The organism is Sutterella sp. (assembly GCF_052272535.1).
Lineage (GTDB): Bacteria > Pseudomonadota > Gammaproteobacteria > Burkholderiales > Burkholderiaceae_F > Sutterella.
Map to the genome: position 1 here is coordinate 1 of NZ_DAVZJY010000062.1, position 10,561 is coordinate 10,561.

The 10,561-nt window shown below is 66.0% G+C and carries 11 protein-coding genes and 1 other annotated feature; of the genes, 3 read left to right on the forward strand and 8 right to left on the reverse strand.

Features of this window, described 5'->3' with window-relative positions:
- Positions 1-82 precede the first annotated feature (82 nt).
- Positions 83-748, forward strand: coding sequence for a leucine efflux protein LeuE (gene leuE / locus ACT6Y9_RS04815; protein WP_443743685.1), 666 nt, complete (start codon positions 83-85; stop codon positions 746-748).
- 310 nt (positions 749-1,058) lie between these two features.
- The gene (locus ACT6Y9_RS04820; RefSeq protein WP_295478067.1) at positions 1,059-1,598 is read left to right on the forward strand and encodes a hypothetical protein; all 540 of its coding nucleotides are present in this window, start codon (positions 1,059-1,061) and stop codon (positions 1,596-1,598) included.
- Positions 1,599-1,731: 133 nt separating this feature from the next.
- On the opposite strand, the gene hisIE is transcribed toward ACT6Y9_RS04820, so the two are convergent.
- The 8 genes from hisIE to hisG form a co-directional block, all read right to left on the reverse strand.
- Positions 1,732-2,376, reverse strand: coding sequence for a bifunctional phosphoribosyl-AMP cyclohydrolase/phosphoribosyl-ATP diphosphatase HisIE (hisIE, locus tag ACT6Y9_RS04825; protein WP_295478064.1), 645 nt, complete (start codon positions 2,374-2,376; stop codon positions 1,732-1,734).
- A complete protein-coding gene (hisF, locus tag ACT6Y9_RS04830) occupies positions 2,370-3,146 on the reverse strand; it encodes an imidazole glycerol phosphate synthase subunit HisF (RefSeq protein ID WP_443743686.1) in 777 nt (258 codons plus the stop codon). Before hisF ends, hisIE begins: the two co-directional genes overlap by 7 nt.
- Positions 3,128-3,868: a 1-(5-phosphoribosyl)-5-[(5-phosphoribosylamino)methylideneamino]imidazole-4-carboxamide isomerase gene (hisA, locus tag ACT6Y9_RS04835; RefSeq protein WP_443743687.1), complete on the reverse strand. Its 741-nt coding sequence runs from the start codon at positions 3,866-3,868 to the stop codon at positions 3,128-3,130. Before hisA ends, hisF begins: the two co-directional genes overlap by 19 nt.
- A complete protein-coding gene (gene hisH / locus ACT6Y9_RS04840; protein ID WP_295478055.1) occupies positions 3,865-4,470 on the reverse strand; it encodes an imidazole glycerol phosphate synthase subunit HisH in 606 nt (201 codons plus the stop codon). Before hisH ends, hisA begins: the two co-directional genes overlap by 4 nt.
- Entirely contained in the window at positions 4,470-5,546 is a 1,077-nt protein-coding gene (hisB, locus tag ACT6Y9_RS04845; protein ID WP_443743688.1) for a bifunctional histidinol-phosphatase/imidazoleglycerol-phosphate dehydratase HisB, read from the reverse strand. Before hisB ends, hisH begins: the two co-directional genes overlap by 1 nt.
- Entirely contained in the window at positions 5,546-6,667 is a 1,122-nt protein-coding gene (hisC, locus tag ACT6Y9_RS04850; RefSeq protein ID WP_443743689.1) for a histidinol-phosphate transaminase, read from the reverse strand. Before hisC ends, hisB begins: the two co-directional genes overlap by 1 nt.
- A 1-nt stretch (position 6,668) precedes the next feature.
- Complete coding sequence (gene hisD / locus ACT6Y9_RS04855) at positions 6,669-8,009, reverse strand: histidinol dehydrogenase (RefSeq protein WP_443743690.1); 1,341 nt, start codon at positions 8,007-8,009, stop codon at positions 6,669-6,671.
- 65 nt (positions 8,010-8,074) lie between these two features.
- Complete coding sequence (gene hisG / locus ACT6Y9_RS04860; RefSeq protein ID WP_443743691.1) at positions 8,075-8,974, reverse strand: ATP phosphoribosyltransferase; 900 nt, start codon at positions 8,972-8,974, stop codon at positions 8,075-8,077.
- A gap of 86 nt (positions 8,975-9,060) precedes the next feature.
- Positions 9,061-9,213, reverse strand: a sequence feature (His leader region).
- A gap of 406 nt (positions 9,214-9,619) precedes the next feature.
- On the opposite strand from hisG, the gene yddG reads away from it, so the two are divergent.
- On the forward strand, positions 9,620-10,561 hold a 942-nt coding region (yddG, locus tag ACT6Y9_RS04865), incomplete at its 3' end, for an aromatic amino acid DMT transporter YddG (RefSeq protein ID WP_443743692.1).

Genomic DNA, 10,561 nt, shown 5'->3' on the forward strand with positions numbered 1-10,561 from the left:
CGGCGGGCGCTATACTCTCACGCCCGCGGCCTCCATTCGCGCGCCGCGCCCTCACGCTACCCTTCATCCTCCCGATTCCATCATGCTCGAGCAGTTCGGCATTCTCAGTCCCTGGATCTACACCCTCGGCGCCCTGATGATCGTCCTCGCGCCCGGTCCCAACACGCTCTACGTCCTCAAGACGAGCATTCTCGAGGGGCGGCGCGCGGCGTTCGCCGCAATGACGGCGGTGATCATCGGCGACTTCACGCTGATCTTTCTCGCCTACCTCGGCATCGCCGCAGCGATCAAAAGCCACCCCATGATCTTCACGGGCGTGAAGATCATGGGCGGCCTCTATCTGGCGTGGCTGGGCGCCAAGGTGATCTGGCACACCTTCATTGAGAAGCGCGCGAAGGGCAACCCCGTCAAGCTCGCCGAAGATCAGGGCGTGCGCCGTCCGAAGGCGGCGCTCAAGGCCTTCCGCACGGCGCTCGGGCTTTCGCTCACGAACCCCAAGGCGATCCTCTTCTACGTGTCCTTCTTCGTGCAGTTCATCGACGAGACCTACGCCCATCCCGGAATCTCGTACCTGATCCTCGCGCTCATCATGCAGACGATCAGCCTCGTCTGGCAGACGACCTTGATCACCGTGGGTGCAGACTGCCTGAAGCTCCTCGCCCGGAGCCCGGGCGTCGCGAAGATCGGCAACATGGCCTTGGGAAGCCTCTTCCTGCTCTTCGCCGGGAAGCTCATGCTCGAGGCCTGAGGCCGCGCGCCATTCCGGAGGCGGTACTGAAAGACCCGGGAGGGAGCTCCGCCGCTACTCGCTACATGACCGCCCTGCTCCCTGCGTAAAGACGCCCCTCCGGAGCAGAGCCGGAACAGGCGGAAAGTGCCGCAGGCATGGGTTCCGCCGGGCCTGCGGCGGCTCAATCCGCTAAAATCCGCACACTCCCGTGCGGCGCCATCGGTTTGCGCCGCCACTCAGAAGAAGAACGGCGTGCGGGCGCAGCAACAAGGAGTCCCCTCGAGGCTCTTCCAGATTCGAAAAAAGACGCGGAACGCAAGGAGAAGAAATGGCGTTGAAGAAGATCATCAAGGTCGAGGACCCCGACGACATCACGACGGGCTATGCGGGCAAGGTCATGGAGATCGTGAAGCTCTCCGCGATCATCGGTAGCTTCGTGGGCTTCATCTCGGGCTTCATCCTCAAGACCCGCCTCTTTGAACTCTCTTCGGCCACCTGGGGGTCGGCGGCCTTCACGTTCCTCCTTCTCTTCATCGTGCTCTTCGCCGGCCTCGTCTTCCCCGTGAAGGAGATCCCGGTTCTCGTGCGCGACAAGGACGCCGTTGAGAAGGCCCGCGGCGTTTCCGACGGCACGATCGTCTTCTGGGTGCTCGGCCAGTACGCCTTCTCCTTCTCGCTCACCTTCCTCTTCGCCGCCGTCGTGGACCTCACGGCCGAGGTGGTGAACCCGCTCTTCGCCGGGAACTACATGATGGACTTCCCCGCCGCGGTCTTCTTCTTCTATGCGGTCGTGCCGGCGGTGGTCGTGAACGTCCTCTACGCGGCCTTCATGCGCGCGCAGCTCCGAAAGAGCCTGCCCGTCGACTGAGTGGGGGGACCTCCGGGCGGCACCCTCGGCCGCCCTGCGGCCAAACGAAGCAAACGAACACAAACGAAAGCCGCCCCCGGGAGCTGATCCCGGCAGGGCGGCTTTTGCTCGGTGCGGGCTGGTGGCAGCGGACTTAGTTCGCCGCCTCCTTCGCCTTCTCTTCGCGGGCGGCGTGGCGCTCGCGCAGGATCCCGATCACGTCGGCGAGCTCAAGCCCCTCGGCCTGCAGCAGCACGAGGAGGTGGTAGACGAGGTCGGCGGCCTCGTTCTTCAGCTCCTCCTTGTCGTGCACGGTCGCGGCGAGCGCCGTTTCGACGCCTTCTTCGCCCACCTTCTGCGCGATGCGCTTGGTGCCGCGGGCGTAGAGGCTCGCCGTGTAGGAGCTCTTCGGATCGGCGGTGCGGCGCGAGGCGAGGAGAAGCTCGAGGTCGCGCAGGAACTGCCACTTGGAGTCAAGGTCCCCAAAGCAGCTCGTGCTCCCGGTGTGGCAGGTCGGCCCCACGGCGTTCACGAGCACGAGGAGCGTGTCGTTGTCGCAGTCCGTGCCGATGTCGACGAGGTTCAGGAAGTTCCCCGAGGTCTCGCCCTTCGTCCAGAGGCGGTTCTTCGTGCGCGAGAAGAAGGTGACGCGCTTTTCGGCGAGCGTCTTCTCGAGCGCCTCCTTGTTCATGTAGCCCAGCATCAGCACGCGCCCCGAGGTCGCGTCCTGCACCACGGCGGGGATGAGACCGCCGGTCTTCTCCCAGTCGAGTTCCTGAAGGTTCTTTTCCGTCAGCATGTTCTTACCTCCACGCCGTTCTCGGCAAGATACTTCTTGAGATCGGCGATGTTGATGATTTTTTTGTGGAATACGGATGCGGCCAGAGCGCCGTCAACTTGGGCGAGCTCGAAGGCGTCGAGGAAGTGGCTCATTTCGCCCGCTCCGCCGCTCGCGATGAGGGGGACGCGGCAGCGTTCGCGCACGAGCCGGAGCTGCTCGATGTCGTAGCCCCTGCGCACGCCGTCCTGATTCATCATGTTGAGGACGATTTCGCCCGCGCCGCGCTTCTGGACCTCTTCGACCCAGTCGAGCGTCTGCCACTCGGTCTTGCGGGTGCGCTTCTCGTCGCCCGTGTACTGGTTCACCCAGTACTTCCCCGTCGCGGCGTCGTGCCAGGTGTCGATTCCGACCACGACGCACTGCACGCCGAAGCGCTCTGCGAGACGCTCGATGAGGGAGGGATCGGCGAGCGCGGGGGAGTTGACCGAGATCTTGTCGGCGCCGAAGGCGAGAAGGCGCCCGGCGTCTTCAACGGACTTGATGCCGCCCGCGACGCAGAACGGGATGTCGATCGCCTCGGCAACGCGCGAGATCCAGCTCTTCTCCACGACGCGGCCGTCCGACGAAGCGGTGATGTCGTAGAAGACGAGTTCGTCGGCGCCTTCTTCGGCGTAGCGCTTCGCGAGTGGCACGATGTCGCCCACGATTTCATGGCCGCGGAACTGCACGCCCTTGACCACCTGCCCGTCCTTGACGTCGAGGCACGGGATTATGCGTTTTGCGAGCATTCGATCGCCTCCTTCGCGGTGAAGCGCCCGTCAAGGAGCGCGCGGCCGACGATGACGCCGGAAACCCCGGTGCCCCGCAGTCCACGGATGTCATCGAGCGACCCGATGCCGCCCGAAGCCTGGAAGCCCACGGCCGGAAATTCGTGTGCGAGCCGCCCGTAGAGGTCCGCATTCGGACCCTTGAGGGTTCCGTCCTTCGAGATGTCCGTGCAGAGGACGTGCTTGAGGCCGACGGGCTCGAACCCGCGGATCACGTCCTCGATGAGAACGCCCGAATCCTCCTGCCAGCCGCTCACGGCGACCTTGGCGGCGCCGTCGGCGCCTACGCGCACGTCGAGCGCGAGCACCACGGCGTCGGGCCCGAAGAAGCGCATCCAGTCGCGCACCATCGCGGGCTTCTTGACCGCGGCGGAGCCGATCACGACGCGCGAGGCGCCCGCCGAGAGGAGCGCCTTGACGTCCGCTTCGGTGCGCACGCCCCCGCCCACCTGGACGGGAACGGTGAGGCCCGAGAGCAGCCGCTTGAGGAGCGGAATCTGGCGCGCGGCCGGGTCCTTCGCGCCCGTGAGGTCCACGATGTGAAGGAGTTCGGCGCCGGCCTTCTCATAGGCCTGCAGGCGCTCGAGGGCCTCGTCGCCGTAGTCGCGCGAGGCGCCGTAGTCGCCCTGGTGCAGGCGCACGACGCGCCCGTCCAAAAGGTCGATGGCGGGAATCGTGATCATTGGGAGACTCCGAGAAAGTTGGCGAGCAGACGCGCACCCGCGCGGCCCGAGCGTTCGGGATGGAACTGCACGCCCATGAAGTTCTCCTTCGCGGCGGCGGCCGTAAAGGCCTCGCCGTACTGCGTCTCGGCGATCGTGAAGGGATTCACCGGCATCGCGTAGCTGTGGACGAAGTAGAACCATTCGCCCTGGGGGAGCCCCGCGAAGAGGAGCTTCGCCGCGGGGGAGGCGTTGTAGTTCACCCGGTTCCAACCCATGTGGGGGAGCGGCAGGCCGGCCACCAGAAGTTCGCGCACGTCGGCCGGAATGAGGCCGAGCATGTCGACGCCCCCGGTCTCTTCGCTGCGGCGCCCGAGAAGCTGCTCGCCGAGGCAGATGCCGAGGACGGGCTGCGTCGCGGCGCGGATGAGCTCGGGGAGCCCGCGCGCCGTGAGCTCCGCCATCGCGGCCTTCGCCGTGCCGACGCCCGGAAGAAAGATGCGGTCCGCGCGGCGAATTTCCGTCGGATCGCGGGTGACGAGGGGCTCGACGCCGAGGCGCTTCACGCCCCAGGCGAGCGAGAGGAGGTTCGCGCACCCCGTGTCGAGAATGACGACGCGCATCAGAGCACCCCCTTCGAAGACGGCAGGTCGGTGCCTTCAACGCGCACCGCATCGCGCAGCGCCCGGCCGAACGCCTTGAAGAGCGATTCGGCGAGGTGGTGGTCGTTCATGCCCTTGGCCTTGAGGTTGAGCGTGAGTCCCATCGTTTCCGAAAGCGAGCGGAAGAAGTGCTCGATCATCTCGGTCGCGAGGTCGCCCACCATCTGGTTTTTGAACTTCGCCTTGAAGGTGAGGTAGGGGCGCCCGGAGATGTCGAGCGCGCAGCGGCAGAGCGACTCGTCCATTGGAAGCAGGAACCCGAAGCGGCGGATGCCCTTCTTGTCGCCCAGGGCGAGCTTCAGGGCTTCGCCCAACGCAAGGCCCACGTCCTCGACCGTGTGGTGGCAGTCCACCTGCAGGTCGCCCTTGGCGGTGAGGTGCAGACGGAGTCCGCCGTGAACGGCGATCTGGTCGAGCATGTGGTCGAAGAACCCGATCCCGGTGGAGATGCGGTTGTCGCCGCGGCGGTCGAGCCAGACTTCAACCTTGATGTCGGTCTCCTTCGTCCGGCGCTCCACGAGCGCATGGCGGTCCCTCGGCGCAGCCGTCGCGAGAAGGCGCCGAGCGACGGCGTCCCAGGATTCGCCCTCAGGGCCGACGCGGATGCCTTCGAGCCCCATGTTCTTCGCGAGCTCAAGGTCCGTCGCGCGGTCGCCGATCACGTAGGAGTTCGCCCGGTCGAGCACCCCGGGAACGAGGTACTTCTCCACGAGCCCGGTCTTGGGCTTTCTGCACGCGCACCCGTCGCCCGGCATGTGCGGGCAGACGAGCACTTCGGCGAAGGGCGCGCCCTGACTCTCGAGGATCTGCATCATCAGTTCGTGCGGACCCTTGAAGGCCTTCTTCGGAAAGCGGAAGGTGCCGAGACCGTCCTGGTTGGAGACCATCACGAGCTTCCAGCCGGCGTCGGAAAGCGCCTTGAGCGCCGGGAGGACGCCCGGCACGAAGCGCATCTTCTCAAAGGCATCCACCTGGTAGTCGTCGGGCTCCTCGAGAATCGTGCCGTCGCGGTCGACGAAGAGAATCTTTTCTTCCATCAGGCTTCTCCGAGAATGCCGCGCAGCGCGGCGATGAGTTCGGCGTTCTCCTCGGCCGTGCCCACCGTGATCCGGATCGCGTTCGCAAGCGTCGGCTGCCGGCTCTGGTCGCGCACGATGATGCCTTGATCCCAAAGCGCCTTGAAGACGCGCGCGCCCTCGGCGAAGCGCACGAGGAGGAAGTTCGAGCTGCTCGGACGGACCTCGAGCACGCCGGGGAGGGCCGAGAGCTTCTGCGCGAGCTCGGCGCGGCGCTTGCAGGTGCCCGCGACGCGCCGCTCCATCGCAGCGACCCCCCCGAGGGAGAGCGCCTGTTCGGCGATGTCGGCGACGGGGGTCGGAACCGGATAGGGAGCGATCACCTTCTTCAGCATCCCGATCACCGCCGGAGAGCCGATGAGGAACCCGCAGCGAATGCCCGCGAGGGCGAAGGCCTTCGAGAGCGTGCGGATGAGGACGAGGTGCGGGGCGCTCGCGAGCCGCGACTTGGCCGAGGCTTCGGGCGCGAATTCGATGTACGCCTCGTCGACGACGAGGATCGCGCGGCCGCGGGTCGCTTCAATCAGGCGCTCGAGAAGCTCCGGGGCGATGAGGCCGCCCGTCGGGTTGTTGGGCGAGCAGGCGAAGACCACCTGGATGCCCGGATCGCGCTCGAGCGCTTCGTCGAGCGCGTTCGCGTCCGGGGCCCAGTCGTCGGCGGGGTCGGTCGTGAGGTTCACGACGCGCACGTTCGAGGTTTCGGCGCACACCGAGTACATCCCGTACGTGGGCGGGAACTGCAGCACGGCGTCGCGCCCCGGCACGCAGAACGTGCGCACCAGGAGGTCGATCCCCTCGTCGCCGCCGCGGGTGACGAGGATCTGTTCGGGCTCGACCCCGGCGTAGCGGGCGTAGCGCGCGATCACCTCGCCCGGCTGCGCGTCGGGGTAGCGGTTCAGAAGATTCTGCGTGAGGGCGTAGGGAGCGGCTTCCGAGGATTCGTTGGCATTCAACCAAACGTCCCCCCGGCCGCCCGCGGCCGCGACGATGCGCCGCGCGGACTGGTAGGGCGTCAGGGCCTGAACCTCCGCGCGCGCAAGCGTCTCGGGCGCTGCCGCAATGGTGTCGGTGCGGCGGGCCATCTTACTTCTTCTCCCCGCAGGAGCAGCTGCAGCACTCTTCGGCCTGCTTGGCCTTGCGCACGAGCACGGCGTTCCGGTGGGCGTCGAGCTGCTCGGCGTGGGCGAGCGTGGCGATGGTGTCGGCAAGACCCGCAAAGCCCGTCTTCGTCATCTCCTGCACGGTCATGCGCTTCGTGAAGTCGGCGAGCCCGAGGCTCGAGTAGGCCGTTGCGCACCCGTAGGTGGGAAGGACGTGGTTGGTGCCGGTCGCGTAGTCGCCGCCCGATTCGGGCGACCAGTCGCCGAGGAACACGGACCCCGCGTTTTCAATCAAAGGCACGTACTTGCGCGCGTCGCGCACCTGCATGATGAGGTGTTCGGGCGCGTAGATGTTCGAGACCGCGCAGGCTTCTTCGAGGTCCTTCACCACGATGAGGCGCGAGGCGCCGAGCGACTTTTCGGCGATTTCGCGGCGGGGCAGGGTTTCGAGCTCCTTCGCGGCCTCGAGCGCCACCTTTTCGGCGAGTTCGCGCGAGGGGGTGAGGAGCACCACCTGCGAATCCGGGCCGTGCTCGGCCTGGGAGAGGAGGTCCGCGGCGACGAACTTCGGATCGGCCTCGGCGTCGGCGATCACGAGGACCTCCGAGGGGCCGGCGGGCATGTCGATCGCGGCGCCGTCCGCGCGGCGGCTCACCTGGCGCTTCGCTTCCGTGACGTAGGCGTTGCCCGGCCCGAAGATCTTCGAAACGGACGGAACCGTCTCGGTGCCGAAAGCCATGGCGGCGATCGCCTGCGCGCCGCCCACGCGGTAGATCTCGTCGATGCCGCAGAGCTTCGCGGCGCAGAGGATCGGGTCGGCGATCGGAGGCGGCGAGCAGAGGATGATCTTCTTGCAGCCGGCGATCTTCGCCGGGATGCCGAGCATCAGCACGGTCGAGAAGAGCGGAGCGGTGCCGCCCGGAATGTAGAGGCCGACGGCGCCGATCGGACGCGTGAGCTGTTCGCAGACGACGCCCGGCATCGTCTCGACCACGACGGGTTCGAGGGCTTCGGCCTCGTGGAACTTGCGGATGTTCTTCGCGGCGGTTTCAAGCGCGGCGCGGAAGGCGGGCGTCTCGCGCTCCCAGGCGGCGTTCACCTCGGCTTCGGTCACGCGGAAGTTCTTCACTTCGGTGCGGTCGAATTTGGCCGAGTATTCGCGCAGCGCCTTGTCGCCCTCCTGCTCGACGTTGTCGAGAATGTCCTTCACCACCGCGCTGATGCGCTCCGAGGCCATGACGGCCGGACGGCGGAGGATGTTCCTGCGCTCTGTGGCGCTGAGCGCATCCCATTCGATGATGTCCTGAAAGGCGAATTCAGTCATTGGGTTCTCCACAAAAAAAGTTCTTGTTCAATTCAGTTGAAGGGGGATTGTCCGGAGAATGGCGTTCACTCCATCATCTTCTCGATCGGGAGCACCAGGATCGCCGAGGCGCCGAGCGCCTTGAGGCCCTCCATCGTCTCCCAGAAGAGCTCTTCGGAGGAGACCATGTGGAGCGCGACGCGGCTGTCGTCGCCTTCGAGCGGCAGAATGGTCGGGTGTTCGGCGCCGGGCAGCAGCTTCGTGATTTCAGCGAGCTTCGCCTTGGGCGCGTGGAGCATGATGTACTTGCACTCTTTGGCGCGGCCCACGCCCTGCATGCGCACGAGCAGGCGCTTGACGAGCGCCTCCTTATCCTCGCCCATCGAATCCGCGCGGGCGATGAGGCAGGCCTTCGAGCGGTAGACCTCCTCGACCTCCTTCAAGCCGTTCGCTTCGAGCGTGGCGCCCGTGGAGACCAGGTCGCAGATCGCGTCGGCGAGTCCCGCGCGGGGCGCGACCTCGACCGAGCCCGTCAGCAGGCAGGGCAGGAAGGTGAGTCCGCGCTCGTCGAAGTAGCGCTTCAAGAGGTGCGGGTAGGAGGTGGCGATGCGCTTGCCGTCGAGGTCGGCCGTGCCCTTCCACTCCTCGTCGGTCGGGATCGCGATAGCGAGGCGGCAGCCGCCGAAGTCGAAGCGCTTGAGCATCCGGAACTGCGGGTTCTCGCCCTGGCTGCGGCGCGCGAGCACCGTCTCCTCGAGCACGTTTTCGCCGATGATGCCGAGGTCCACGACGCCGTCCATCACGAGGCCGGGAATGTCGTCGTCGCGCACGCGAAGGACTTCAATAGGCATGTTTTCCGCAACGGCGAGGAGCCGCTGGCTGTGGAAGCGCACCTTGACGCCGCAGCGCGTGAGCAGGTCCTGGGACTCTTCGGAGAGGCGCCCCGACTTCTGCATGGCCACCCTGAGGCGGTTGTTTTCGATCATTTCGATTTCCTTTCTTCTCTTCAGCCGGGTTCGAGGGTCCGTTCCATTGTCGCCCGACTCGGATGAATTGCGTTTCGTTTGGGTGTGAAAAAAGGCCTCCGGAAGCGTTTTACTTCCGGAGGCCTTCTTGCTTGAAGCTTTGTGCGGTTCATTCGCCGCGCCGTCGTCCGGAAGAACTGTCTGAGTCTTCCGGCATTGCCCATCGCCTGAAAGACTCCCTTCAGGTATGGTGGTGATGACGGCGCATATAGGCGAAGAGCATTGCTGGCTCCAATGGAGTGAATCTGGTTGCTTGTTGGGGCTTCATTGCCCCGACCGCTCCATCATGCCACACGCCCGCCCCGCCCGGGCCCCGTCGATGGTGCGTGAAAACGCCCCTCAATGCGCCGCGGCAACCGGAGGGCGGTGTTTCTCTTAGGAGAAGCTCCTCAATAGCGTCGGGCGCGTCGCAGGCAAAACGGCCAAGCCGCGGGCGCACCGCAGGAGCGCCGGTCGCCCTAGGTCGTCCTCGTGCGGCGAATCCCGGACTTCCGCCCATGACCATTGTCAAGTCCCGATCGATAATGGATTAACTAAGGCGAATTCGGTAGACTTCCGGCTTCGGATTGTTTCTTGGTCCACAAGCCTTTTCGAGGTACCTCCGTCATGTTGAGAACTCCCGATAACGCCCGCCGCGCAACGATGATCGGCCTCCTCGCGCCGGTCTGCTGGGGCATGGGCGTCGCGCTCATCCGCGGCATCGCCGAAGGCTTCGGCCTCGCGCAGGGGCAGACGCTCCTCTATCTCGTCGCCGCCCTCTGCCTCTTCTTCGTTATCGGTCTTCCCGACTGGAGCAAGGTGGACCGCCGGTACCTCTTCTTCGGGCTCCCCGTCGCGAACGCCTCGTCGCTCTGCTTCTGCCTCGCGATCTTCTTCTCCGAGGGCGGCAAGCAGACGATGGAGGTGGCGATGGTGAACTACCTCTGGCCCGCGCTCACACTCCTCTTCGCGGTCCTCTTCAACGGCGTGCGCACGCGCTGGTGGATCGCGCCCGGCATGGTGCTCGCCTTCTGCGGGATCGTGCACATCCTCGCGGGCAGCGAAGGCTTCTCCTTCTCGGGCTTCGCCTCACGCATCGCCGAGCATCCCCTGGGCTACATCCTCGCCGTGGGCTCGGCCCTCACGTGGTCGGGTTTTTCGAGCATGACGCGCGCCTGGGGCGGCTCGACCAACATCTCGACCGTGATCTTCATCATCAACACGATCATCTACGGCACGCTCTGGCTCCTCGGCTTCGGCACGGACACCGTGGGCGAAGGCTCTGCCCACGGCCTCATGAGCGTGCTTCTGGGCGGACTCGCGGTCGGCGGCTCCTACGCCGCCTGGACGATGGGCATGTCGAAGGGCAACGTCACCATCCTCGCGGTGGCGAGCTACTTCACGCCCGTGCTCTCGTGCCTCTTCGCGGTCTTCTGGATCAACGCGCAGCTCGACAACACCTTCTGGCAGGGCGTCGCGCTCGTGGTCGCCGGTTCGCTCCTCTGCTGGGACGCGACCACGCGCGGGATGAAGACCCTGATGAAGCTCGAGGCCGAAGGCCGCACCTCC

What these genes read in the sequence shown, in the direction of transcription:
- ACT6Y9_RS04820 (WP_295478067.1), top strand. Translation starts at nt 1,059, where the DNA reads ATGGCGTTGAAGAAGATCATCAAGGTCGAGGACCCCGACGACATCACG.
- hisG (WP_443743691.1), bottom strand. Translation starts at nt 8,974, where the DNA reads ATGATCGAAAACAACCGCCTCAGGGTGGCCATGCAGAAGTCGGGGCGC.
- hisD (WP_443743690.1), bottom strand. Translation starts at nt 8,009, where the DNA reads ATGACTGAATTCGCCTTTCAGGACATCATCGAATGGGATGCGCTCAGC.
- hisH (WP_295478055.1), bottom strand. Translation starts at nt 4,470, where the DNA reads ATGCGCGTCGTCATTCTCGACACGGGGTGCGCGAACCTCCTCTCGCTC.
- hisA (WP_443743687.1), bottom strand. Translation starts at nt 3,868, where the DNA reads ATGATCACGATTCCCGCCATCGACCTTTTGGACGGGCGCGTCGTGCGC.
- hisF (WP_443743686.1), bottom strand. Translation starts at nt 3,146, where the DNA reads ATGCTCGCAAAACGCATAATCCCGTGCCTCGACGTCAAGGACGGGCAG.
- hisB (WP_443743688.1), bottom strand. Translation starts at nt 5,546, where the DNA reads ATGGAAGAAAAGATTCTCTTCGTCGACCGCGACGGCACGATTCTCGAG.
- leuE (WP_443743685.1), top strand. Translation starts at nt 83, where the DNA reads ATGCTCGAGCAGTTCGGCATTCTCAGTCCCTGGATCTACACCCTCGGC.
- hisIE (WP_295478064.1), bottom strand. Translation starts at nt 2,376, where the DNA reads ATGCTGACGGAAAAGAACCTTCAGGAACTCGACTGGGAGAAGACCGGC.
- hisC (WP_443743689.1), bottom strand. Translation starts at nt 6,667, where the DNA reads ATGGCCCGCCGCACCGACACCATTGCGGCAGCGCCCGAGACGCTTGCG.